Genomic DNA, 23,326 nt, shown 5'->3' on the forward strand with positions numbered 1-23,326 from the left:
TCTCCCTTCCAGGCCGCGATCACAGCAGCAGCCCTGCCGCCGTCACCACGCTTTGGGCGATGTCGGCCAGCTTTTTCTTTTCGTTCATCGCGGTCTGGCGGAGCAGGGCGAACGCCTGCTCCTCGCTCAGGCCCCGCATCTTCATCAGGATCCCCTTGGCGCGCTCGATGACCTTGCGCTCCTCGAGCGCCGTCCGCGCTTCGGCCAGCTCGCGCTGGAGGCGGCTGAAAGCGTTGAAGCGGCTGACGGCCATGTCGAGGATCGGCTTGATCCTCTCCTTCTTCAGCCCGTCGACGACATAGGCCGAGACGCCGGCATCGACCGCCGCCTCGATGGACGCCGTGTCCGAGCGATCGACGAACATGGCGATCGGCCGAGAGATCATGCGGGTCAGCTGGAACATGTGCTCCATCATGTCCCGATTGGGGTTCTCGATGTCGATGATGATCACGTCGGGATCCATCGTCTCGATCAGCCGTGCCACCCCCTGCATTTCGTGGATCACACTGACCTGCAGATGCCCTGCCTCCTTCAATCCCTCCTCGATGATCGAAGCGCGGATGGTGTTTTCATCGATGACCAGGATCCTCAGATCAATGGATTTCTTCGTCATCGGCAACGGAGGCCTGCCGCCGTTGCGTGTTTGAGAACAGCGATGCCTATGCAGGACGCAGGACGCAGCCTGAATCCAGAAGCACAGCGTCTCCACGGTATGGCGATCACATCCTCCCCCTCATCTGCAATCATCATCGTTGTTCGTGCCTCGTCACGACACGCCAACGTCCAAGGCTACTGGGCTCGAGGTGACACGCGCTCGGTTCCCCTCATCTATTTTCTGAACGCACGCAATTTTCGAGCCAGTTTTCCTCATCGACCTCTCGGAGAACAGGTTCTGTTGATCGGTCTCTCCTGACGAAGGCTCGACCACTCGACCTTACCATCACATCTGGACTGCAGCGGCTCTGGCCCTTCATTCAAGAGCAAGGCGGCTGGCGCCCGGTTTTCCGCTGGACGACCAGTCTTCCCGTCGCCGCGACTGGGGCTGCCACGCTTGCCGTTTAGGCACCGGGCGACTTGATACATCCCGCCAATTGCCAGATCTCGTTCCTTCCCTTGATCCGGGCCGGCGAAGCTGACCGATATCACCTCGCCGCTTCGGTCCCGATCTCGACGCACCGATCAGAGATGTCCATCCGAAGAGGCCGGCCATGTCGGCGTGCTGGTCATCATCGATCGGATCAAGGTCTGCGAAAGTCGAACGGCGAAGGTCCAAAGCAAGATTGAACCCTCTCCTCTCAGAACGCGTAGCGAACCTCGCAGTAAGGCATGGCGTCACCGAGCCAACCGATGAAACGATCGAGCCATTGCCGTTTCCAGGCCGCCTTATAGCGCAGGTTCCGCATGCCGGACTGGCTCCACTTCTGCTCCTGGATGTCTGGCCGCCATAGCCACTCTTCCGCACGAGGATGCCATTGCAGATTGACCTCGTGCAGCCCTTCATTGTGCGTGAGAAAGATGATTTCGCATTTGAGCTGCGCTTTCGCTGCCGGCGAAAGAACGTCGTTAAGCTCGGAAAACAGGCCCTTCCATTCCGCCTCCCAGGTTTCATGGACGATGACCGGCGAGAAGTTGACGTGGACCTCGTATCCTGCTGCGACGAAGTCGTTGATGGAGGCGATCCGCTCACTCATGGGCGAGGTACGGATGTCGACGATCTTGGCGATGGTTTCGGGCATGAGGGAGAAGCGAACCCGCGTGCGGCCCTGGGGATCGTAGTTGAGAAGGTCGCGGTTGACATATTTGGTGGCAAACGAGCCCTTGGCGCCGGGAATCGAACGGAACGCTGCGACGAGATCGCGGACATTGTCGGACAGAGACGCATCGACCGAGAGATCGCCGTTCTCGCCGAGGTCATAGACCCAGTCGATCGGATCGATCGTGTTCGGCTCCGTCTTTGGCCCGAGCTTCTTGGCATGGCGGGTCAGCGCACGGGTGATATCGTCGATGTTGACGAAGATGCTGATCGGATTGGCATAGCCTTTCCGCCGCCCGACGTAGCAATAGGCACACGCCATCGCGCACCCATTGGATGATGACGGCGCGATGAAGTCGGCCGAACGACCATTCGGCCGCATGGCAACACCCTTCTTGACACCCAGGACCAGCGTGTCGCGCTTCACTTTAAGCCAATCCTCGGCGAGCGCTGGATCCGAAAGTTGCGGGATGTTCCAATGGCTTGCGACCTCGACGCGCTTTGCGTCGGGAAACCGGGCAAGGACCTCGCGACCGCAAGGATAGTCGCGAACAGTCGGTTCCATGTAGATCAGCGTGGGGTCGATCAGTGTGCGGGGAAGCGCCATGCGGTTATCCAGCCTCGGGAAGCCTCGTCGTGGCACGATTGATGTAATCGACCAGGGCGCGGGCAGCGGCGAAGGATTTGACGGTTTCTTCTACCAGGCTGGTGGACATCAATCTCTCGTCCGAAACGCTGCGACAGGCACCAAAGTTCTTCAGGTTGAAAAAATCGAGCGCATCATGGTTTTTGACATAGCCTTTGGCATCGGCATCGTGTCCACCGGTCAGGCCATTCGGGAAATATGTTCGGAACAGCGGACCCTCGACGATGCCTCGCCATTTCCCGGTATGGCTCGCAATCGTTTGCCGGAGAATGCGGGCGAGGCGCGGCGGAGGCAACAACGCGCCGCCCCCACTGTAGGAACAGCCGGGTGAAATCCGCATGAAGTAGGTCGCGGCCGCATTCTTCGAGCGCGATACCCGCACGGCAATCGACCCTATTCCCTTCGCGATCGGTGCTCTGGCCAGGCATTTTCGCGGGTCAAGGTTGGCTTCCATAATGCGAGGATCCAGCAAGCCGGCACGTGCGATCAGCTGCGATGTCAACTCCATCAGGTCACGCCGCGCGGACTTGAGCCGGCTCTCGTTGTCGCTGAGCCACTCGGCTCCCTGATCGCAGGAAGCCTCCGACAGAAAGTTCAAGGTCGATTGATCGATCATTTCCGTTCCGAACGCACCTTACCACTGCTCGCACTCTTGACGCAGCACTGGAACAGAAAAGGAACAGAAATATGTTCGAAGCCGCTGTATGCTGACCGACCGGTCGTTGCGGGGACGCTTGCGGGTGGAGACCGGACGGCGGCCCTGTCGCCACCTTGGCCGTGTCAGATCTCGAAATGATCGAGCGACGCCCAGACCCGCTCCGTCAAATCCCGAAAACGGGCATTCCTTCGCAGCGCGACGGGATCGCGCGGGCGTTCGAGGTCGATCGCAAGGTCGAGCTTGATCCGGCCTGGTCTGGAGGAGAACACGATGACGCGGTCGGACAGCGTGACAGCCTCTTCGATGTCATGAGTCACGAAGAGAACGGACGCCTTGTGGCGGGACCAGACGCGCAGCAGCTCTCGGCCCATGGCGGCTTTGGTTTGCGAATCCAAGGCACCGAACGGCTCGTCAAGCAGATAGAGGTGCGGCTCGTAGGCCATGAGACGGCCGAGGGCAACGCGCTGCCGCATGCCGCCCGACAGCTCGTGCGGGAGATGGTTCTCGAAGGAGCCGATCAGCTCTGTCACGACGGCGCCGATCAGCGAAAGGCCAATGCCGATCCGCAAGGACGCGATGACCCATTGCACCAGCCAGGGAAAAATGACCTTTCGCAGCATATGATGGAGATTATAGGTATTTTGATTGCGTCTTTCGGGTGTGTGACGTTTGCAGGGCAGAAGGTCTGAATGGTCGTCGCGCTGTAAATATGTCGGTTCTGGTTGCGGTCGCCCAGACAGTCTTGGGACCGTCAACGACGTCTGCTCGGCGTATCGGCGATCCGCAGAGTGGCGAGGTGACGGCCGAATGTCGTCTCGACAGCACCCGTCGTTGGCGCGCGACGGGAGGATCGGTCGACGAGGCTCGGGCGCTGTCCACCATGCCTGTTCAAGGGCATGATCTCGCCCTGAGAGCCCTACCAGATCTTGCCGCGTGCCGTCACCGGCCAGAGCGTCTCGACGCGATCGCGGCGCAGGCCGACATACCAGTCATGGAGATTGACGGTAGGATCACAATGGCCCGGCACGAGTTTGAGCCGCTCGCCAAGACGAAGCGTACCTGCCGGGTCGTCGATCTGGCCATGCTCGTCTGATATTCCGCTGAAGGCAAGATCGGGGCGGCCGAAGACAGTTGGCAGGCCGCTATCGACAGCATGGGCCTTCAGCCCGGCATCGCAGACGACGCGGCCGGGTGCAGCGCGGCTCATCACCGATGTCAGAACAAAGAGCGCATGCTCGAAGCCGCCAAGCGGACCACCCCCTTGCCCGATGATCCGCGCGTAATCCGCGTCCATGAAGATATAAGAGCCGCATTGCAGCTCTGTATAGAGACCGGAGGTCCCCTCGAGGTCGAAGCTCCCGGTGCCTGCCCCGCCGACAATGCGGCAAATCAAGCCGACGTCGGCCAACATGGAGACGGTCCGGGCAGCCTTCTCCGTCGAGGCCGCAATGGCCGCACGTCGCTCGGCGGGATCCGCTATGTGCTGCGCCTTCCCGTGATAGGCCTGGATGCCGGCAAAAACGAGATGCGGTGCAGCATCGACCGCTTGCGCCAGCGCCACGGCCGATGCGCCCGGCTCCACGCCGCATCGCCCGGCGCCGCAGTCGATTTCGACGAGCACGTCGAGTGAGACGCCATGGCGCGCCATGATCCGCGAGAGATCGGCGACATTGTCCGCATCATCGACGCAGACGGCCATCCGCGCCCTCCCGGCAAGACGCGCCAGGCGCTCGATCTTCTTTTCTCCGATGACTTCATTGGAGACGAGAATGTCCGCGACGCCGCCTCGCACCAGCACTTCTGCTTCCGCCACCTTCTGGCAGCAAACGCCGCATGCGCCGCCTGCCTCCATTTGATAGAGCGCGATCGCTGCCGATTTGTGGGTTTTCGCGTGGGCTCGGAGCCGCACGCCCATCTGCTCACTCGCCACGCGCATCCGGGCGACGTTCCGCTCGAACGCGTCGAGATCGATCACAAGCGCCGGCGTCTCGATCTGGTCGAACCGATCGCCGACGGTGCAGGGCATGTCATAGCCGACCTCGCCTCCGGGTTCGCCAACCGTTTCGATCTCGAGCATCGCGTCGCTCCTCCAGAAAAGCAATTTACAGATTAGTTAGTTTACATTACTAACTCGCATAGGCCCTGTCCAGTATCGGGACCGACGGCTTCCAGGCAGGCCCTGGTGCGCCTCCGGATCCGATGGTCGATGCCCGCAACACCGGCCCGGCCGCCAGTCCGCAGCCTATCAAGGAGATCGTTTTGGAGCGTTTGCCCTTTCGCGACGCAGTCGCGCAACAACCTCAAGCCCTGCGAGAAGCACTCGTCAGTCTTCGCAGAACTCTGCAAACGTCCGATCTTGCAGCGCTTCGCGCGGGCACGATCGCCATCGTCGGCATCGGCGCCAGCTTCTACGCCGGCCTTGTTGCCGCGGCTCAGTTCCGCCGCCAAGGCCTGCGCGCCTTCGCCTTCGCCGGTGGCGAGCTCTATGACGCTGCCGACAATGCAGCCGACGCCTATATCGCCGTCTCCGCTTCCGGACGAAGCGTCGAGCCTGCCAAAGCCGCCGGCCTTCGCGACAAGGCCGTGACCATCGGCATCGCCAAGACGGCCGAAAGCCCGCTGGCCGCGGCTGTCGGCACGATGATCGGCACCGGCAGCGGCATCGACAGCGGCCCGAACACGACGAGCTATCTCGGCTCCCTGCTGGCGCTTGGCCTGATCGCAGATCGAGAAGGTCAGCCATCCAACACGAACTGGGACGCACTTGCCGACGATTTCGAGACGCTCGGCACGACGATCGCCGATTCGGTCAGGAAGGCGAGCGCGCTTCTTGCCGGCAAGCGGTCGATCGACTGTGTGGGCGCCAACGCCCAGCTCGGCACAGCCGGCTACGCGGCGTTGTTGCTGCGCGAGGCCGTGCGCGTTCCGGCACAGAACTGGGACACGCTCAACTACCTTCATGGCCCGATGGAGCCGAACGATGCCAACACGGGCGTCATCCTTTTCGGCGACGGCCGGGAGCGGCAACTGGCGGAGGACCTCTCAGGCTTCGGTATACCGACTGTGTTGGTGACAAGCGCTTCGGTCGACGATCGCGAAAACCTCGTCGTGATCCGCATTCCGGCCACGAAAAACGGGATCCTGGCCGCCATCTATGCAGCCCTTCCCACGCAGATCATGATGCAGGATCTCGCCGAGGGCGTCGGCCTGCCGAAATGCGAGTTCCGCTACCGCCAGACGGACACCAAGCTGCCGTTGGCCGATCACGCCTGAGCCCGCCTGTGGCCTGCGACGGCGCCCCGTCGCAGGCCTGACCATCCGTCGATGGCTGCTCACCGCCGAGGCGCGCTCTGCGTGACAAGCTGTGCCAATCAGCACTAGAATGGCAGCGTCTGCCTCTTCCCACAGCGAGCCTTCTTGACCCGACCCGTCGATTTCCCCTTGCCCCTGACCGAGAGCGCCCGGGCGGTCTTTCACCGTATCGTCGAGGTGGGCCAGGCCACCCGCCCGATGCTGTCGAGCGCACTGGAATTCTCCAAACCGACCATGTCGGCCGCCATCCTGGAACTCAGCAATCTTGGCCTCGTCCATCCGACCGGCACGACCCAGGGCGCGACTGGGCGCACCGCGACACTCTACGGCCTTGGCCATGAGGTCGGTTATGTGATCGGCGTCGATGCGGGCGTCACTCAGGTGCGCGCGATCGCACAGACATTGGACGGAACCATCCTCGCCGAGGTGGACCAGCCTTTGCCGCCAGCTGGTCGGATGACCCGCGACACTGGCAAGGCCGTGCAGACTGCACTGCAGGAACTTCGCCAGCTGGAGAGCAATCCCCGCCGCCCATTGCGAGCGATCTCACTCGCGGTCCCGGTCATCGTTTCGGAAAATCACCCGGAACTTGCCTCCGGGCTGGACGAGATCAAGGCCTCGATCGGCGACAGTGCCGGCGCCGAGATCGTGCTCGAGAACAACGTGAATTGTGCTGCGATCGCCGAGATGGATCTGGGTGCGGCCAGGGGCCGCTCCTCCTTCGCTTTCCTGCAGGTCGGCGTCAACATCGGCCTTGGCCTGATCCATGAGGGTCGCCTTTTGCGCGGCGCGAACGGCGCAGCGGGGGAAGTGACCCGCCTCCCCTTCCCCTTTGCCCCGAAGTCCAGGCCTCGCCGGCGCGGGCTCGAGGATCACATCAGCTCGCTCTCGCTCATGGAGCGAGTCCGAGCCGACTGGACGGAGACAACGCCGGCGCCGAACGATGCCCGAGACCTGTTCCGTCTCGCGGACGAGGGCGCGCCTTCTGCACTCCGTCATGTCGAGCGCCATGCCCGGGATATCGGGCTCGTCGCCGCGTCCGTCGTCGCGATCTGCGATCCTGGACTGATCGTCCTTGGCGGCGGGGTCGGGCAAAACGGTATTCTCGTGCCGATCATCGAGGACCTGATCGCAGAGCTCGCCTGGCCGACCGAGGTGATTACCACGGAATTGCCGGTGCGAGGCACAGTGCTCGGCGCCTCGCAGCTTGCCATGCGGCGCGCCGTCAAAATGCTGACCGGCGACGAGCATCGCAGGCGCGTTGGTTAGGGCATCGCGGCCATCCGGGACGTATCGGAGGCGGTTTGCTCCGTGAGTGTTTGGGCGAGATAGCAAGCGCCCTGGACCGGGCTGCCGGTGAAGAGATGAGCCTTGAGATGAGGGGCCGCGATGCCGAGTCCTTCAACGAAGGCCTGCCATAGACGCGGTTGGGCAGCGATCACGCTGCCGCCGGCCACCACATGTGCGGCGCCAGCCTCGCGCGCATCGAGGATCGCCGGCAGTTCGGCAAGCAGCCGCCCGCCGCGCAGGATCACGTTCCCTGCCAGTAGCGAGCCGCGTTCGGCGGCATCGAACACAACAATCGCATGCCGGCCAAGTTCAGCCGCCGAACGGTACGCGTTGAGAACGCTGCCAAGCCGTGGCACCGAGACGACCTCGAGCGCGGCGAGAATCGCGGCGGTCAGTGGCTCGTCCAGCGCCCCGCCGCGGTCGAGATGCTGCGCGACCGCGCGCACCGCGTCGCGCACGAGGCTCGCTGCGCTGCCTTCGTCGCTGATGATCCAGCCCCATCCGCCGGCGACGATCATCCGCTCCGGCGCCGGACGGCAGACGGCAATCGAGCCGGTGCCTGCGACGACGCCGATCTGGCCGCGAAGGCCGAGCGCGAGCGGCATCAGTTCGGCATCATTGACCACCGCAACGGGCGTGGCGACACGCGCTGCAAGCGCGTTCTGGAGCGCCATGCATTCGAGCGCGTCGTCGCAGCCATGCGCGCCGATACCGATCGCCGCGACCGCTGCTCCACCGGCGAGCCGCGCGACGAGGGCGAGCAGCGCCGCCGCATCGGCATCCCAGTCGCGTGTCCGCCATTCCGCGCTCGGAACGATCAAATCGCGAGGGCTCGTCCCGTCCTTTGTCTCTGCTCTGAGATGCGTCTTGGTGCCGCCGATGTCGATGCCGATCCTCAGGCCGGCCGAGGGGCTCGGGGACGAGACGCTCATTGGTTCGACCTCCCGCCGCGCAACCGCAGGCCGTCATCGGCAAAGAGCAGCGCTGCGGCGAGATCCGCCTCGACGCGCAGCGTTGCCTGGGCTTCCGCCGCCCGCCGCGCGGAGCGCACGATGATGCGCGTTCCGTCGGTCAACTGCATATGGACGAAGCTTTCCGAGCCGAGTTCCTCGACCAGCGTCACGCGCCCCTCGAGCACGAGCCCGGATCCGGACTCCCCCTTGGCGAGGATGCGCAGATGTTCCGGCCGCAGGCCGATCGTCACGGTGGACGATGGTGCCGCGAGCCCCGCAATCGGCAGGAAAGCCTCCGCGACACCGGCGACGCGCCCGAGATGCACGCCAGCCGGAGTGACCGAGCTTGTTTCGGCCGGGATGAAATTCATTTTCGGCGACCCGACGAAACCGGCCACGAAAAGATTGTCGGGGTCGTCATAAAGGGTCAGCGGCGCGCCCGCCTGCTGGATGCGGCCGCCATTCATCACCACCATCTTGTCGGCGAGCGTCATCGCCTCGACCTGGTCATGGGTGACATAGATCATCGTCGTGCCAAGCCGGCGGTGGAGATCGGTGAGTTCCGCGCGCATCTGGACGCGAAGCTCCGCATCGAGATTGGAGAGCGGTTCGTCGAAGAGAAACAGTCTCGGCTCGCGCACGATCGCCCGGCCAATCGCCACGCGCTGCTTCTGGCCGCCGGAAAGCTGCGACGGACGACGATCCACAAGACTGCCAAGCCGCAATATATCGGCGACCTTGCGCACGCTCTCGGCGATCACCGGCTTCGGCGTGCGTGCCATGCGCAGACCGAAGGAGACGTTTTCAGCGGTCGTCATGTGCGGGTAGAGGGCATAGGACTGGAAGACCATCGAGACGCCGCGTGCGGCCGGCTCGATGTCGTTGACGACCTCTCCGTCGATGGCAATCGTGCCGCCTGAAATGGTCTCGAGCCCGGATACCATGCGCAGGAGGGTGGACTTTCCACAGCCCGAAGGCCCGACGAACACGACGAATTCGCCGCGCTCGATGGTGAGATCGACATTGTCGAGGACCCGGACAGAGCCATAAGTTTTGCCGACGGAACGAATTTCTATGAATGACATGGGAAGCCCCGATTAGCCTTTGGTTCCGGACATGGCGACGCCTTCGACGATCTTGCGCTGGAAGATCAGGAAGAAGATGAGCGGCGGCAGGGCGGCAAGGAGGTTGGCGGTCATCACCGTATCCACGGTGTTGTGGGACAGTGGCGAGTTGTACAGCCCGACGACCTGACCGACCGTGTACATGTCCGTCTGGGTGCTGATGATCAGCGGCCACATGTAATTGCCCCAGGTCTGGATGAAGGTGAGGATAGCGAGCGTGACGAGCGCATTTCGGCAGAGCGGCAGAGCCACGTGCCAGTAGATCTGCAGGTGGCTCGCGCCATCAAGCCTGGCTGCTTCGATCATGTCCTTCGGAATGGCGCGCATGAACTGGACGAGCATGAAGAGACCGAAGGCTGAGGCAAGGCCGGGCACGACAAGGCCCTGCATCGTATTGAGCCAGCCGAGGCGCGAGGTGAGGAGATAAGTCGGGATGATCGTCACTGCCGTCGGCACCATGAGCGCCAGCAGCACGACGGCGAAGAACAGCCGTCGGCCAGGAAAGTCGAAAAGCGCGAATTCGAAGGCGGCGAGCGAGGCGACGGCGAGCACGCCGAGGATCGTCAGCAACGCATAGGCAACCGACACGCCGTAGGCGCGGAGATATCCGGTCTCGGCGAGGATGGCCTGAATCTTGGAGAGGCCGGCCGAGAGCGAGGTCGGCCAGAGCCGCGGATTGAGCGAGACCGGTTCTCCCGGATGGGCGAAGACGACGTTGAGCATCCACCAGATGGGGAAGATGGCGATCAGCGCGATCAAGAGCGCCAACGCAAACCGGAACACCGTCCAGGCGAGGCCCTTGTTGTTGCGGCGTGGGACGGCGATCATGTGCGCTCTCTCCAGGACCGAACGGCAAACATCAGGGCGGTCACGGCGACGATGGCGACGGTGAGGAGGAAGCCGTAGGCGGCGGCCTCGCCGAATTTCACGCCGCCAAAGGCGCGGCCCATCATGTCCATCACCGGGAACAGCAGCGCGTTGCGCCGTCCGCCGTAGCTCGCGAAGGACGAGCCGGTCAGCAGCCAGGGCTTGTCGAAAACCTGCATGGCCGAGATGAAGCCGTAGGTGAAGACGAAGAACAGCACCGGCCCAAGCATGGGAAGGGTGACGAACACGGTCTGCTGCCACTTCGAGGCGCCGTCGAGCCGCGCTGCCTCGTAGAGCTCGGTCGGGATGTTCTTCAGCCCAGCGAGGATGATCACCATGTTGAAGCCAGCCGAAACCCAGATGTCGACGGCGATCAGGGCATAAAGCATCGTGCCCGTATCATTGAGGAAATTGACCGACCCGACGCCGAACATGCCGAGGATCGTGTTGAGCAGGCCAAAATTGGGCGCATAGATCCAGCGCCAAATCGTGGCCGAAAGGAAGGCGGGGAGCACGACCGGCATGAAGAAGGCATTGCGAAAGACGTTCGACCAGCGTGGCGTGAAGCTGTCGACGAGCAGCGCCAGCCCGAGCGCAGCGAGGATGCCGAGCGGTACGGTCAGGGCGATGTAAGTCGCGAGATTGATCATCGCCCGATTGAAATCGCGCGACTGCAGGATCTTCGCGTAATTGCCAAGGCCGACATAGACCGGCGGCTGCACGCCGTTCCAGTCATGGAAGCTGTAGAACAGGCCACTGACGATCGGGTAGAGGAAGAAGGCGGCGAACAGGATCATGAACGGCGCGATCATCAGATAATGCGGGAGGTGGCGTCTGAAGGACATGCGGGCTCCGGAAAAGCTGTGGCCAGCAAAGGCCACAGCGCGGATCGATGGCGAAGGATTTACTCGGCGAGGCAGGCGTTGAGATCCTCGATCATCTGCGCGGCGCCGTCGGCCGGCGAGTCGTCTCCGTCCGCCACGGCCGAGGCATGGTCGATGACGGTCGAGTTGTAGCAGCTCGGAACGGTGCCTTTGAAATAGGGTGCCGCCACGTCGGTCGCGCCATGCGCCGCACGCACCGAGGCTTCGATCAGCGGAAGCTTGGCGACCTCGGGATCCGCCATTGCGGCAGCATTGGCATTATAGCGCGAAAGCAGCTTCGCCCAGCGCGTCATCTGCTCCTTCGCGGTGATGTAGGCGGCGAATTCGAAGGCCAGATCGACATTCTTGCCGGGTGCGACACTGACGATCTCGTAGCTGCGGATACCCCCCGTCTTGCCCTCGGTGTCCCCCGGGATCAAGACGAAGTCGTACTTTAAGCCGCTTGTCTTCGCCGCTTCGGCATAGGTCGGGTTCACCCAGGGGCCAACCGTGTGGAAGGCGAGCTGGTTGGAGATGAAGAGGTCCTTGGTGGCCTGGTCGTTGCGGCTGGTGCCGCTCGTCAAAGGCTTCATGTCGACGAACTTCTGCAGCACCTTGGTCATGATCTCGGGCTTGATCAGCGTCGTCTTGTCCTGCCAGTTGAAACCCCAGCTCGTGTTGTCGCCGGACGTCGCATAGATCTCGGCGATGGAGTTGAAGACCAGCGTCTCGTCCGGAATGGCGAAGAGGCCGGCGGCCTTCACACGCTTCATCTGCTCGAACCATTCAGCATAGGTGGCCGGCGGCTTCGACGTGTCGACGCCGGCCTTCTCGAGCACGGTCAGATTGCGGAAGAGCAGCGAGCCGAAGCCGGTATAAGGGAGGCAATAGAGCTCGGTCTCGCTCGGCATGCAGCTCTTCAACGCCTCGGCGTCGAACTGATTGCGGTAGTTTTCGGGAAGAGCCATGAACTTGTCGTGGATGTTCGCCATCGCCCCCACCTTGACAAGCTGTGCGCCGAAGGCCTGGCCGTTCATGAAGACGTCTGGCAACGTGCCGCTGGCAGCTCCTGCGACTTGGCCGGCGGTCAGATCGTCGTCACCCTTCCCGGTGATGTTGATCTTGACGCCCGGATGTGCGGTCTCGAATTCGGCGATGAACGTCTTTTGCAGGGCAAGAGCATCACCCTGCGCAAAGTCTGAATAGACCCAGTATTCGAGCGTGGTATCGGCTGCTGCTGCGGATGTGCCGGCTAGCGCCAGGGCGGCGACAGCGCCTCTGGCCAATGCGGAAAACATATTCATTTGAGGATCCCCTTTTTTATTGGCGCGACCGAGAACGATCTCCCGTAGAACGTTAGGAAGCTTAACTAATAAAATAGCGAGGTCAAGCGAGTTTTCGGCAGGAGTCCGGGAGTTGCAGGGGCTGCTGGCTGGAAGGTGCTCAATTCGAGGTCTATCAACCCTCTGCCATGATGACCGGTCTCGCGGGTGCGCTGGAGAGAAGGTGTGGCGATCTATGAAGACAGCCGTGGCACGCGCCTGGAGAAAGTCGAGTGCGGCTGGCGGGTCCATACGGCTCGGGGCAGCGTGACCGCGGCCAAGGGTCGTGCCCGAGACGCTGCGGGCGAAAATCCTGGCGGGAGATTCAGCCGTTTCCGACAGGCGGAACGATCTGCGCTACTTCCACTACGACATCGACCACCAGCTGGTCAGCGGCGGCACCCATACCGCCTGGATGGGCGAGGCCGCGCGCGGGCGGGCGAAGGTGGCACGCATGCTGGACAAGGCGTTTGCCGCCTTCGACGGCCCGCCGGAAATGGCGGAGTACTGGCACGGCACCTTCGCCTTCGTGCCAGACCGGCGACCCCGGCTCTACCGCCTTGCCCCTCGCCTCGTCTTCGGCGGCATCTATTCCGGACGTGGCGTGGCGCTCGCCCTTTCGCTCGGGCAGGAGATCGGCCGTTGGGCGGCGGGCCGGCGCCTCAATACCGACATGCCGCTGCCGGTTACCGCCATGAAGCCCAGCCCGTTCCATCCCGTTGCCGTTGCCTTCGCCAACAGAACGGAGACCGGAAGCACCGGGAGCCTTCGACCGGACTTCGATCCGAAGTTCCTTTCCCTGATGCTGAAGACGAATTCCTGCAGATGGGGACCCTTCTGGAGCTGCTGCGTGGAGGGCTGGTTCCGGCGTTCCGCTTCGAGGTCGGCGCGCCACAGTCGGGTGAGGAGAGCCCGGTGACGGGATGGAGCATGGATTCTTCGTTCGAGATATCCGACAGCTCTCAAGGCTGATGGTCACTGTCCGTTTCAAGGTTGGTTGCCGGAGCGTCCGGCCCGGGTGAATGACGAGGGCCGAGCCTCAGACGGGCATCGGGCGCGCTCCAGCGCTTGCACTCCTACTGTCCCGGAATACGGAACGGTCCAGGCGGGGTCAGTCGGTCCCGCTTCTCCTGCGGACCGCTATGCTGAAGCTCCTGCGGCTGACCTTTTTCCGCCTGGCCCGTGTCGAGAACGCCCGAAATCCCGCGTGCTGCGGCGCGATGCTGATTTCTCCGGTGCTCTTTGGAACACCTGCTCCGCGGCTCTCGGGGCAGGCCAGCCTGTAGTCGGCAGTGTAACGAGCACCGTGTCTGATTCAGGTGCCGAGAAAATCTGCCATTTCGGCATTGAAAAAGGTTTTGGTCCGTGGGCCTGCAAGGATCGGGTCGATGCGGCGTACGCATTCCCGATAGTGAGGGGTTTTACGGTGTTCGTCGACGGCCTCCGGCGAGGTGAACACTTCGTAGATCGTGAAGCTGTTTTCGTCTTCGGGATTGCGGAGCACGTCGAAGCGCACATTGCCCCGCTCCTGCCGGGTACCCTCGTAGTTGATGCGGAACGCCTCGAGGAACTCCGCGGCATGGCCCGGCTTGACGTTGATGCTGACCATCTGGATGAGCATGTCTTATTCCTTGTTAAATGTTGAAGTCCTGGGTGAAAGGGTCAAAGGCCCGGCGCTTTCCACATGGGGGTCGTGACGCACTCGTCGACGAGCTGACGCTGCAGCGCGTAGGCCCGTGCCCAGCGCTCACCTGCATCGTCGTAGATGGCCTTGTGCGTGAAATCCGGCTGGAACTGCCTGTCCCACCGCACCCAGCCATCCGCCACTTCTACGAAACTTCGACGCAGGCCAATGCCGATGGCCGCGGCTGCCGCGCAGCCGAGCGCGGTCGCTTCCTTTACGACGGGTGTAACGACGGGAAGGCCGGTGGCGCTCGACAGAATCTGCGACCAACGGGCAGATTTCGATGCGCCGGCGGCAAAGACGATCTTGTCGGGTGTCCTGCCCGACAGCTTGAAAATCGCATCGAGATTGCGCGCCGCGACGATCGCGGCATTCTCCTGCAATGCGCGGAAGATCGCGGCCTTGCCGGATTTTTCCGGATCGATGGAGAGATTCAGCAGCGAGGGGGCTGCGTGATACCAGTTGCCGTAGTGCATGACGTCGGAAAAGACCGGGATGATACCGTACGCTCCAACCGGCACCTTCGCAGCTTTCTCCTCCAACAGGCGGTAGGCATCGCCGCCAGGGCCGGCGGCCGCCACTTCCTCGGCGCCGAAACTGTCGCGGAACCAGCGCATGACGACGCCGACGAAGAAGCTGATGGCTTCGGCCTGATTGAGTCCGGTCACGACGTGCGGATTGATGCGCAGGTCCATTGACGGGTCCGAGACTTCGATGCCGACATTCACCACCTGCTGCCAGAAGGTGCCGCCGAGCACGGCGCAGTCACCCTCATTGACGACGCCGATGGCCGCGGCCCCGCTCTGGCAGTCTCCGCCGCCCATGACGACGGGCGTGCCGGGCGCAAGGTTGGTCTCGTCAGCCGCCGTTTTTGTGACGCGGCCGATGATCGTGCCGGGCTCGACACTTTCGGGGAAGATATCGTCCCGCATGCCCGCCTTGGCCACGGCTTCCGGCAGCCAATTGCGTTTCGCAAGGCTGTAGAGGCCAGTCGTTCCCGCGTTGGACGGATCGCTGGCGATGACGCCGGACAGGCGCGCCAGCACCCAGTCGGACAGCATGCTGATCCGGTCGATACGTGCATAGACGTCGGGCAGGTTGCGCTTCAGCCAGAGCAGACGTGGCAGTGCGCCGAGCGCGAAAGTCTGACCGCTTTGCGAGTAAAGCTCGCGTTCGAGCCCCGGAAAGTCGCGCTTGAGATCGCGCACTTCGCTGACGGCGCGGCTGTCGACATTGGCGCAGGCCCAGATTTCCCGTCCGCCGCGATCGTAGGCGACGATAGCCTCGCGCATGCTGGTGGCGCTGACGGCGCGGATGTCGGCGGCCGCAATGCCGGCCTCGGCGATCGCCTGCCGGATAGCCCGCGAAAGGAGCGACCAGTTGCCTTCTACATCAAAATCCATCGAGCCGGGAAAGCGCGGATCGGTCTTATGCCACCATTCTTGCTGGGCGCTGGCGACCTGATTGCCATTTTCGTCGAAGATCACTGCCCTGCCGCTGCCGGTGCCGGCATCGACGGCCAGCAGATATGTCGTCGTCATGCGCTCAGTCCTTGATTTGGAGGAGGCCGGCGGCCGTCGTCTCGTCCGTGATCAGGATGCCGACGAGCTTTCCGCGCAGCGCTGCGTGGATGGCGTGGACCTTTTGAATGCCGCCGGCCGCCGCAACGACCTTTTCGGCGCGAGAGAGCCCCGCGAGCTTCACGCCGATCACCCGGTCATGGAGGGGCAGGTCGAGCGCCTCGCCGCGCTCGTTGTAGAACTGGCAGAGGATATCTCCGACAGCGCCCTTGCGGCGCAGCGGCTCCACCTCGTCGGGGGTGACATAGCCGGCCCGCACCACCGTCGAGGCGACGGAAAGTTCGCCGATGCCGACGAGCTGGTAGGTGGCGTTGATCGCCATGTCGAGAAGGTTCGCGACGGCCGGTTCGGAAGAAAGATTGCGCGCCACGTTCGGGTCGCGCACGACGAGCGGCGCCGGAACCAGATGCACACTGCTGCCCCAATTGGCCGTGCGCATGCCGTCGACATAGGTGCCAACGCCGCCGGTGAGGCTGACAAGGCCGATATTGCGCTCGTTGGCGAGATGGCCGAGCCGTTGGATGGCGTTGGAGACGGTAGCCCCCCAGCCGACTGCGAGGAGGTCATCGGTCTGGAGACGTTGCATGAGGAACTGTGCAGCGGCCTGACCTAGCCGTTCGCTCGGTTCCTGATCGGGAAGCTGCGGCACGACATAGGCCTCAAGCAGGCCGTAGCGTTCTTTGATCTGCCGTTCGAGGGTAAGGCAGCCTTGATAACGCGAGTTGATGCGCACCTGGATGATACCGGAACGGCGGCCGCTTTCGAGCATGCGCGACACCTTGATGCGCGACATGTTCAGCTTTTCGCCGATCTCGCTCTGCGTCAGGCCGTCATTGTAATAGTACCAGGCGATGCGGGTGAGGATTTCCTCGTCCGTATCGGCATAGCTCCATTCCCCGTTATCCGTCGCCATCAACCGCCCCCTTCGGTCATATCTGATCATCTGGATAGCAAAAAAACTTTTGATACGTCAACGCATCACGACGGTAAAAGATTCTCTGCGCTATCAATCCATTGATTCTGGTCATGAAAGGAGTTTTTGCAGTGCAAAAGAGGGCTTGTGCAGGCATCTCTGGCGCTGCGAACATATTGACGATCGTCGGCCACTATGATCACTTGCTGTTCGTGAATACATATGAACAGGTGCAGAATGATGGATCAAGCGGCGACCGGGAGGGTCGCGCAGCTGACGGATATCTGGAAGTCCTATGGCGCCGTCCCGGTGCTGAAGGGCGTTTCGCTCGCTTTGCAGGCGGGGGAGGTGCATGCGCTTCTCGGCGGCAACGGTGCGGGCAAGTCGAGCCTCATGAAGATCATGTCGGGCGTCATCCCGGCTAATTCCGGCGCGATCGAAATCAACGGCCAGACCCTCACACACGCCTCACCCGCTCATGCGCAGGGTCTCGGCCTTTATCTCGTGCCGCAGGAAGCGCATATCCTGCCCAACCAGAGTGTTCTGGAGAACATCTGCCTTGGCCTTACCGCCTCGCCACGGGCACTGCGCCCGCGCGTCGCGCAGCTTGTGGCCGAGCTTGCGGTATCGCTCGATCTCGATGCGCAGGCTGCAGCACTGGAGATCGCCGAGCGGCAGATCGTCGAAATCTTGCGCGGCCTCGTGCGTGATGCGCGCGTTCTCATCCTCGACGAGCCCACATCGGCGCTAACGCCTTTCGAGACGAATGCGCTGTTCGAGCGGGTGCGAAAGTTGCAGGCCCAGGGCGTCGGCATCTTCTTCATTTCGCACAAGCTGCGGGAAATCCGCGAGATCTGCCGCACGATCAGCGTTCTGCGCGATGGCGTCATCGTGCTGTCCGGCCCGCTCGAAAGCTATAGCGATAGCGAAATCGTCGACGCCATGAGCCGGGTGCAGATCACCGAGGTGTCCGGCAAGGACCGTAGCGCCCGCAGGGTTTCCCAGATCGGCAAACCGCGCCTCAGCGTGCGCGCCCTGAGCGGCGAAGGCTTCCGCAACATCAGTCTCGATGTCCGGGCTGGCGAAATTCTCGGCCTTGCCGGCGTTGTCGGTGCGGGCCGCACGGAGTTCGCCGAAACGCTCTTCGGTCTGCGTCCCCAGTCAGCAGGAAACGTCGTCCTGGACGGCGCGGAACTGAAGACACGCTCGCCGCGTGCCTGCATCGACCGCGGCCTTGTCTATCTGCCGGAGGACAGGCAGCAGCACGGGCTCTTTCTCGAGGCGCCGCTCTTCTGGAACGTCTCGTCCTATCTTCTCCACCGCCTGCCCTTCTTCCTGCGCCCGGGTGCCGAGCGGAAGGTCTTTGAAACATTCCGGTCCTCGATGGGCATCAAGTGCACCGGGCCCGGCCAGGAAGCACGCGGCCTTTCGGGCGGCAACCAGCAGAAGGTCTTGCTGGCGAAGTGCCTGTCTGCTCAGCCGAAGGTGCTGATCCTCGACGAGCCGACCCGTGGCGTCGATGTGGCGGCGCGCAACGATATCTACGATCTCATCCGCAAGCTCGCCGCCGATGGCGTCGCCATCATCCTCATCTCATCGGATTTCGACGAGATCGAGCAGCTTGCCGACCGCGTTGCGGTCATGGCTTTCGGCCAGTCCGGCGGGGAGCTCACGGACAATATCTCGGTCGATGCCATCGCCCGGCTCGCCTTCGGCGCTTCGGAGGCCCGTCATGCTTGATCTTTTTGCGCGCAACCGCGTCGCAACGCTTATCGTCGTCCTCGCCGTTGCCAATGCTGCCATCGGCGCGGCCGCGCCCGGCTATCTCTCCGGTTCCACGGCCTCCGTGGTCATCTCCAACGGCCTCGTCCTGATGCTGATCTCGCTCGGCACGATGATCGTCATCCTGACGCGCAACATCGATGTGTCCAGCGGCTCGGTGCTGGGGCTCAGCGCCGCCGTACTGGGCCTCACGCTCAATGCCGGCATTGGCCTGCCGCTGGCCATCGCCTTCTGCCTGATGACCGGAGCCGCTGCGGGCGCTTTCAACGGATTGATGGTCGCCTATATCGGCATTCCATCCATCGTTGCCACGCTCGGCACGCTCGGCCTCTATCGCGGCATCATGCTGGTACTGACGGGAGGCCGCTGGATCGAGGACCTGCCGCAGGGCCTGAAGGCGCTCGCCGGCAATCTCGGCTTCGGCTTCTCGGCGCTGACCGTCGTGGTGCTTGCTCTCATCGTGCTCGCTTGGGTCTTCCTGCGCAAGACGCGCTTCGGTCGCTACTTCTATGCGGTCGGCGACAACCGTGCTGCCGCGCACCATCTGGGCGTGCCGGTCCGGCGCGTTCAGTTCACCGCTTTCGTCGCGACGGGTCTTTGCGCCGCACTTGCCGGCCTCGTCTTCGCCGCGCAGATCGGTTTCATCCCCAATCAGGCCGGCAACGGTGTCGAGCTCAAGGCGATCGCGGTCAACGTGCTTGGGGGCGTCAGCCTGCTCGGCGGCACCGGCTCGGTGGCGGGCGTGTTTTCCGCCGTTATCTTCATCACATCGATCGACAGCGCGCTCGTGTTTCTGAAAATCCCCGCCTACTGGAACGATTTCATCGCCGGCGCCATCCTGCTTTCAGTGCTTTTGCTCGACGGCCGCATCCGCCAGCTCATCGACCGGCGTATCCGTGCCCGCCGTTACGCCGTGCATGAGCGTGGCCCCGCTTCATCCGACGAAACGATAAAAGCGCAGTCCCTGGAGGCGGGCCGATGAACAGGTTGATCTTCCGCTGGGAGACCGCGCTGCTTGCGATGCTGGTCGCCGAACTTGCAATCTTCGGCATCATCAATCCGCGCTTCCTCCATGCCTCGAACCTGATCTACGGCACATCCGACTTCGTGCAGATCGGCATCGTCGCCCTGCCGCTTACACTGGTCATCATCGCCGGCGGCATTGATGTATCCTTCGCCTCGGTCATCGGCCTTGCGGCCATCGTGTTTGGCGTCGCCACCTTCTACGGTGCGCCGCTGCCGCTCTCGATCGCGCTGGCGCTGGTCTCGGGTGCACTGTGTGGGCTGCTCAATGCGACCGTCATCCACCTGTCGAAGATCCAGCCCCTGGTCGTGACACTCGGCAGTCTCTATCTCTTCCAGGGCACCGCGACGGTCGCCTCCGGCCTCGTCGGCGCGGGCGGTTATGAAGGCATCGGCAACTTCCCCGACACATTCAATGCCTTCGGTTATGCCCAGGTTCTGGGCCTGCCGGCGCCGCTCGCGCTGTTTCTCGTGCTTGCGCTGCTGCTGGTCGTCCTCCTTCATGTCACGCGCTTCGGCCGCGCCGTCTTCCTGTCCGGCCAGTCGGAAAGTGCCGCGCGCTTCGCAGGAATCCCGGTCGGGCGCGTGCAGACCATCACCTATGTGATCACCGGCATTTCGGCCGCCATCGCAGGCCTCGTCATGTCGGCCTATTTCGGCTCCGCCCGCGTCGACCTCGGTTCGGCGACGCTTCTGCCGGCCGTCACGGCCGCCGTGCTTGGCGGTGCCTCCATCTACGGTGGACAGGGTTCCATCCTCGGTACGCTGATCGCCACCTTCGTCATCGGCTATCTGCAGCAGGGCCTGCAGGCCACCGGTGTGCCCAGCCAAATTTCCAGCGCGCTTTCGGGAGGGTTGCTGGTTGTCGCGGTCGCATTGCGCCACGGAAGCGCAGTGCTGGCCGATTTCATCGCCGTCGCCCGGCAACAGAGAAAATAACGGGCGGCAGTCACTTCAGGAGGAGAATGAGAATGATCAAGTCCATGTTGAAATCCGGCGCTTTTGCCGCCGCCCTTATCTCGGGCACCATGCTCGCCTCGGGTACGGCCCGCGCCGAGAACCAGATTGCCTTCATCCCCAAGCTGGTGGGTGTCGGCTTCTTCACCTCCGGGGGCGCCGGTGCGACAAAGGCGGGCGAGGACCTCGGCGTCAAGGTCACCTATGACGGCCCAACCGAGCCGAGCGTCTCCGGCCAGGTGCAGTTCATCAACAATTTCGTCAACCAAGGCTACAATGCGCTGATTGTTTCCTCCGTCTCTCCGGATGGGCTGTGCCCGGCGCTGAAGCGAGCCATGGATCGCGGCGTGCTGGTCATGACCTGGGACAGCGACGTCAACCCGGACTGCCGCAGCTACTACATCAACCAGGGCACACCCGAGCAGCTCGGCGGCCTGCTGGTCGACATGGCGGCTGAGGGCGTGAAGAAGGAGAAGGCCAAGGTGGCGTTCTTCTATTCCAGCCCCACCGTGACCGACCAGAACGCCTGGGCCGAGGCCGCCAAGGCGAAGATCGCCAAGGAGCATCCGGGCTGGGAAATCGTTACCACCCAGTATGGCTATAACGATGCGCAGAAGTCGCTACAGACCGCGGAAAGCATCCTGCAGACCTATCCGGACCTCGACGCCATCATTGCTCCCGACGCCAACGCCCTGCCGGCAGCGGCACAGGCAGCCGAGAACCTGAAGCGCGCCGAGGGCGTTACCATCGTCGGCTTCTCCACGCCAAACGTCATGCGCCCCTATATCGAGCGCGGCACCATCCAGCGCTTCGGCCTTTGGGACGTGACGCAGCAGGGCAGGATTTCGGTGTATGTCGCTGAGCACGTCCTGAAGAATGGCCCGATGAAGGTCGGCGACAAGCTGGAAATTCCCGGCGTCGGCACCGTCGAAGTCTCTGCCAACAAGGTGCAGGGCTATGATTACGAAGCCGACGGCAACGGCATCATCCTGTTGCCCGAGCGCACCGTGTTCACCAAGGACAACATTTCAAAGTTCGACTTCTGATCACGCATAAACGGCGGGCGGCCCAGGCTGCCCGCCGCATCCATCGAAACCCACAGGACGATACGCATGCAAAGCCGCTGGAACGACGAGAACGCAGCCCGATATGCGGAAGCCGCCCTGGCGGCCGGGCAGAGCGAGGCGCTCGGTCTTCGCATCTACACCTCCCACCTCATCGGTGGCGACCCCGATCTCGTTCTGCACGGCGGCGGCAACACCTCCGTCAAGGTCACCTCCGGTAACGGCCAAGCGCTGATGCACATCAAGGGCAGCGGCTGGGATCTCGACACCATAGAGGCGCCGGGTCTGCCGGCTGTGCATCTCGAACCGCTGCTTGAAACACGCAACGGTCCGAAACTCTCCGATCCCGAGATGGTGGCGCTGCTGCGCGCAGCCCTCACCGATGCGGAGGCACCCAATCCATCCGTCGAGGCCTTGCTGCACGCCTTCCTGCCCGCTGCCTTCGTCGATCATACCCACGCAACGGCAATCCTGGCACTGGCGGACCAAACGGATATGCGCGACACGGTTCGGCACATCTATGGCGGGCGGCTTGCCTACGTGCCCTATGTGATGCCGGGCTTCGACCTATCCATCATCGCCGATCGCATCTACCACGAGCATCCGGACTGCGAGGGTCTTTGGCTCGAGAACCACGGCCTCTTTACCTTCGCCGACAATGCCCGCGCCTCCTACGAACGGATGATCGAATTCGTGACCATGGCCGAGCAGGAGCTTGCGCGGAAGGGCGTGACGCTTACCGGCCCGCAGCCGAGCGACGGCGCGGAGGACATGGCGCTGAGGGCACGGCTGGAGACGGCGCTTGTCCGTGACGGTTCGCCGTTCGCCAACGGTGTCGTCCTGGACTATCGCTCCACTGCCGCTATCCGCGACCATGCGGGCAAGGCTGATGTCGAGGAGATCGGCCTTCGCGGCACGGTAACGCCCGATCACGTTATCCGCATCAAACCCTGGCCGATGATCATCGACGCCGATTTCGATGCCGCCGCGATCAATGCTGCGCTTGCCGCCTATGCCGAGCGCTACAGGGCTTATTTCGCGCGCAATGCCACGCGCACCAGCGAGCCGAAGCAGATGCTCGATGTCTACCCGCGCGTCGTCCTCGTCAGGAATAAGGGGGTTTATGCGCTGGGTGCGAGCGCCAAGGCCGCCATGATCGCCGGCGATCTCTGCGAGCAGGCGACACGCGCCATCAACGCTGCCGAAGCCTATGGCCGCTTCACCCCCATCTGCGAGGCAGACCTGTTCGACATGGAGTACTGGTCTTTGGAGCAAGCAAAACTACAGGTCGCAAACACGTAGCGCCGACGCGTACCGTATTTCATGTGAGGCCTGGTGGTTCGAAAGGTGGGAGCTTTCTCGGAGTGTGGCCGCTATAAGGGCCGACTGCAAACATCGATACCAGGTGTGAGCACACTCCCGGTGTTGCTCGCTGTGGCTGCCGACGCTGAAGGCAAGACGGGACCTCGTTGACCGTTCTTGAGCATAGACCCTATCGCCTACCCCCAGAAAGTCGTTCGACGATCAGCGTCATC

21 protein-coding genes are annotated in these 23,326 nt (G+C 63.0%); 8 read left to right on the forward strand and 13 right to left on the reverse strand.

Annotation, left to right across the window (positions count from 1 at the left end; translation table 11 throughout):
- Positions 1-19: 19 nt before the first annotated feature.
- The 5 genes from U8330_RS21275 to U8330_RS21295 form a co-directional block, all read right to left on the reverse strand.
- A complete protein-coding gene (locus U8330_RS21275; protein WP_323107580.1) occupies positions 20-613 on the reverse strand; it encodes an ANTAR domain-containing response regulator in 594 nt (197 codons plus the stop codon).
- Between the two features lie 682 nt (positions 614-1,295).
- Entirely contained in the window at positions 1,296-2,360 is a 1,065-nt protein-coding gene (locus U8330_RS21280) for a spore photoproduct lyase family protein (protein WP_323107581.1), read from the reverse strand.
- Between the two features lie 4 nt (positions 2,361-2,364).
- Entirely contained in the window at positions 2,365-3,015 is a 651-nt protein-coding gene (locus tag U8330_RS21285; RefSeq protein ID WP_323107582.1) for a DUF2461 family protein, read from the reverse strand.
- A 164-nt stretch (positions 3,016-3,179) separates the two neighbouring features.
- Positions 3,180-3,677 (reverse strand): ABC transporter ATP-binding protein, encoded by a 498-nt coding sequence (locus tag U8330_RS21290; protein WP_323107583.1) that lies wholly within the window; start codon positions 3,675-3,677, stop codon positions 3,180-3,182.
- Positions 3,678-3,973: 296 nt separating this feature from the next.
- Positions 3,974-5,134 (reverse strand): DSD1 family PLP-dependent enzyme, encoded by a 1,161-nt coding sequence (locus U8330_RS21295; protein WP_323107584.1) that lies wholly within the window; start codon positions 5,132-5,134, stop codon positions 3,974-3,976.
- A 122-nt stretch (positions 5,135-5,256) separates the two neighbouring features.
- Here U8330_RS21295 and U8330_RS21300 point away from each other — a divergent pair, with 122 nt between their 5' ends.
- Positions 5,257-6,330 carry a phosphosugar isomerase gene (locus U8330_RS21300; RefSeq protein ID WP_323107585.1) on the forward strand — a complete coding sequence of 358 codons (1,074 nt, stop codon included), beginning with the start codon at positions 5,257-5,259 and terminating at the stop codon, positions 6,328-6,330.
- A gap of 144 nt (positions 6,331-6,474) precedes the next feature.
- Positions 6,475-7,638, forward strand: a complete 1,164-nt coding sequence (locus U8330_RS21305) for an ROK family protein (RefSeq protein WP_323107586.1) — start codon at positions 6,475-6,477, stop codon at positions 7,636-7,638.
- Here U8330_RS21305 and U8330_RS21310 read toward each other — a convergent pair.
- From U8330_RS21310 to U8330_RS21330, 5 genes are read right to left on the reverse strand one after another with little or no spacing between them, the layout of a single operon-like run.
- The gene (locus U8330_RS21310; RefSeq protein ID WP_323107587.1) at positions 7,635-8,591 is read right to left on the reverse strand and encodes a sugar kinase; all 957 of its coding nucleotides are present in this window, start codon (positions 8,589-8,591) and stop codon (positions 7,635-7,637) included. The genes U8330_RS21305 and U8330_RS21310 overlap by 4 nt on opposite strands.
- Positions 8,588-9,697 carry a sn-glycerol-3-phosphate ABC transporter ATP-binding protein UgpC gene (locus tag U8330_RS21315; protein ID WP_323107588.1) on the reverse strand — a complete coding sequence of 370 codons (1,110 nt, stop codon included), beginning with the start codon at positions 9,695-9,697 and terminating at the stop codon, positions 8,588-8,590. The genes U8330_RS21310 and U8330_RS21315 overlap by 4 nt, the downstream gene beginning before the upstream one ends.
- Before the next feature lie 12 nt (positions 9,698-9,709).
- Positions 9,710-10,564 carry a carbohydrate ABC transporter permease gene (locus U8330_RS21320; protein ID WP_323107589.1) on the reverse strand — a complete coding sequence of 285 codons (855 nt, stop codon included), beginning with the start codon at positions 10,562-10,564 and terminating at the stop codon, positions 9,710-9,712.
- Positions 10,561-11,448 carry a sugar ABC transporter permease gene (locus tag U8330_RS21325; protein ID WP_323107590.1) on the reverse strand — a complete coding sequence of 296 codons (888 nt, stop codon included), beginning with the start codon at positions 11,446-11,448 and terminating at the stop codon, positions 10,561-10,563. Before U8330_RS21325 ends, U8330_RS21320 begins: the two co-directional genes overlap by 4 nt.
- 59 nt (positions 11,449-11,507) lie before the next feature.
- Positions 11,508-12,770, reverse strand: coding sequence for an extracellular solute-binding protein (locus tag U8330_RS21330; RefSeq protein ID WP_323107591.1), 1,263 nt, complete (start codon positions 12,768-12,770; stop codon positions 11,508-11,510).
- A gap of 304 nt (positions 12,771-13,074) precedes the next feature.
- Here U8330_RS21330 and U8330_RS21335 point away from each other — a divergent pair, with 304 nt between their 5' ends.
- Positions 13,075-13,707 (forward strand): FAD-dependent oxidoreductase, encoded by a 633-nt coding sequence (locus U8330_RS21335; RefSeq protein WP_323107592.1) that lies wholly within the window; start codon positions 13,075-13,077, stop codon positions 13,705-13,707.
- A gap of 396 nt (positions 13,708-14,103) precedes the next feature.
- On the opposite strand, the gene U8330_RS21340 is transcribed toward U8330_RS21335, so the two are convergent.
- Genes U8330_RS21340 through U8330_RS21350 form a run of 3 tightly spaced genes read right to left on the reverse strand, consistent with a single transcriptional unit; the run spans position 14,104 to position 16,965 of the window.
- Positions 14,104-14,409, reverse strand: a complete 306-nt coding sequence (locus U8330_RS21340; protein ID WP_323107593.1) for an antibiotic biosynthesis monooxygenase — start codon at positions 14,407-14,409, stop codon at positions 14,104-14,106.
- A 41-nt stretch (positions 14,410-14,450) separates the two neighbouring features.
- Positions 14,451-16,013, reverse strand: coding sequence for an autoinducer-2 kinase (gene lsrK / locus U8330_RS21345; protein WP_323107594.1), 1,563 nt, complete (start codon positions 16,011-16,013; stop codon positions 14,451-14,453).
- A gap of 4 nt (positions 16,014-16,017) precedes the next feature.
- On the reverse strand, positions 16,018-16,965 hold the full coding sequence (locus U8330_RS21350) for a sugar-binding transcriptional regulator (RefSeq protein ID WP_323107595.1): 948 nt from the start codon (positions 16,963-16,965) through the stop codon (positions 16,018-16,020).
- 237 nt (positions 16,966-17,202) lie between these two features.
- On the opposite strand from U8330_RS21350, the gene lsrA reads away from it, so the two are divergent.
- The 5 genes from lsrA (at position 17,203) to U8330_RS21375 (ending at position 23,093) form a co-directional block, all read left to right on the forward strand.
- A complete protein-coding gene (gene lsrA, locus U8330_RS21355; RefSeq protein WP_323107596.1) occupies positions 17,203-18,705 on the forward strand; it encodes an autoinducer 2 ABC transporter ATP-binding protein LsrA in 1,503 nt (500 codons plus the stop codon).
- Complete coding sequence (locus U8330_RS21360) at positions 18,698-19,729, forward strand: ABC transporter permease subunit (protein ID WP_323107597.1); 1,032 nt, start codon at positions 18,698-18,700, stop codon at positions 19,727-19,729. The genes lsrA and U8330_RS21360 overlap by 8 nt, the downstream gene beginning before the upstream one ends.
- Positions 19,726-20,709 carry an ABC transporter permease subunit gene (locus tag U8330_RS21365; RefSeq protein ID WP_323107598.1) on the forward strand — a complete coding sequence of 328 codons (984 nt, stop codon included), beginning with the start codon at positions 19,726-19,728 and terminating at the stop codon, positions 20,707-20,709. Before U8330_RS21360 ends, U8330_RS21365 begins: the two co-directional genes overlap by 4 nt.
- A gap of 32 nt (positions 20,710-20,741) precedes the next feature.
- A complete protein-coding gene (lsrB, locus tag U8330_RS21370; RefSeq protein ID WP_323107599.1) occupies positions 20,742-21,773 on the forward strand; it encodes an autoinducer 2 ABC transporter substrate-binding protein LsrB in 1,032 nt (343 codons plus the stop codon).
- Between the two features lie 66 nt (positions 21,774-21,839).
- Entirely contained in the window at positions 21,840-23,093 is a 1,254-nt protein-coding gene (locus U8330_RS21375) for a class II aldolase (RefSeq protein ID WP_323107600.1), read from the forward strand.
- Positions 23,094-23,326: the final 233 nt, after the last annotated feature.

The organism is Rhizobium sp. CC-YZS058 (genome assembly GCF_034720595.1).
Taxonomy (GTDB): Bacteria; Pseudomonadota; Alphaproteobacteria; order Rhizobiales; family Rhizobiaceae; genus Ferranicluibacter.

Bases quoted from the DNA above. Each gene is read 5' to 3' on its own strand.
- U8330_RS21275 (WP_323107580.1), bottom strand. From the start codon at position 613: ATGACGAAGAAATCCATTGATCTGAGGATCCTGGTCATCGATGAAAAC.
- U8330_RS21280 (WP_323107581.1), bottom strand. From the start codon at position 2,360: ATGGCGCTTCCCCGCACACTGATCGACCCCACGCTGATCTACATGGAA.
- U8330_RS21285 (WP_323107582.1), bottom strand. From the start codon at position 3,015: ATGATCGATCAATCGACCTTGAACTTTCTGTCGGAGGCTTCCTGCGAT.
- U8330_RS21290 (WP_323107583.1), bottom strand. From the start codon at position 3,677: ATGCTGCGAAAGGTCATTTTTCCCTGGCTGGTGCAATGGGTCATCGCG.
- U8330_RS21295 (WP_323107584.1), bottom strand. From the start codon at position 5,134: ATGCTCGAGATCGAAACGGTTGGCGAACCCGGAGGCGAGGTCGGCTAT.
- U8330_RS21300 (WP_323107585.1), top strand. From the start codon at position 5,257: ATGGTCGATGCCCGCAACACCGGCCCGGCCGCCAGTCCGCAGCCTATC.
- U8330_RS21310 (WP_323107587.1), bottom strand. From the start codon at position 8,591: ATGAGCGTCTCGTCCCCGAGCCCCTCGGCCGGCCTGAGGATCGGCATC.
- U8330_RS21315 (WP_323107588.1), bottom strand. From the start codon at position 9,697: ATGTCATTCATAGAAATTCGTTCCGTCGGCAAAACTTATGGCTCTGTC.
- U8330_RS21320 (WP_323107589.1), bottom strand. From the start codon at position 10,564: ATGATCGCCGTCCCACGCCGCAACAACAAGGGCCTCGCCTGGACGGTG.
- U8330_RS21325 (WP_323107590.1), bottom strand. From the start codon at position 11,448: ATGTCCTTCAGACGCCACCTCCCGCATTATCTGATGATCGCGCCGTTC.
- U8330_RS21330 (WP_323107591.1), bottom strand. From the start codon at position 12,770: ATGAATATGTTTTCCGCATTGGCCAGAGGCGCTGTCGCCGCCCTGGCG.
- U8330_RS21340 (WP_323107593.1), bottom strand. From the start codon at position 14,409: ATGCTCATCCAGATGGTCAGCATCAACGTCAAGCCGGGCCATGCCGCG.
- lsrK (WP_323107594.1), bottom strand. From the start codon at position 16,013: ATGACGACGACATATCTGCTGGCCGTCGATGCCGGCACCGGCAGCGGC.
- U8330_RS21350 (WP_323107595.1), bottom strand. From the start codon at position 16,965: ATGGCGACGGATAACGGGGAATGGAGCTATGCCGATACGGACGAGGAA.
- lsrA (WP_323107596.1), top strand. From the start codon at position 17,203: ATGATGGATCAAGCGGCGACCGGGAGGGTCGCGCAGCTGACGGATATC.
- U8330_RS21360 (WP_323107597.1), top strand. From the start codon at position 18,698: ATGCTTGATCTTTTTGCGCGCAACCGCGTCGCAACGCTTATCGTCGTC.
- U8330_RS21365 (WP_323107598.1), top strand. From the start codon at position 19,726: ATGAACAGGTTGATCTTCCGCTGGGAGACCGCGCTGCTTGCGATGCTG.
- lsrB (WP_323107599.1), top strand. From the start codon at position 20,742: ATGATCAAGTCCATGTTGAAATCCGGCGCTTTTGCCGCCGCCCTTATC.
- U8330_RS21375 (WP_323107600.1), top strand. From the start codon at position 21,840: ATGCAAAGCCGCTGGAACGACGAGAACGCAGCCCGATATGCGGAAGCC.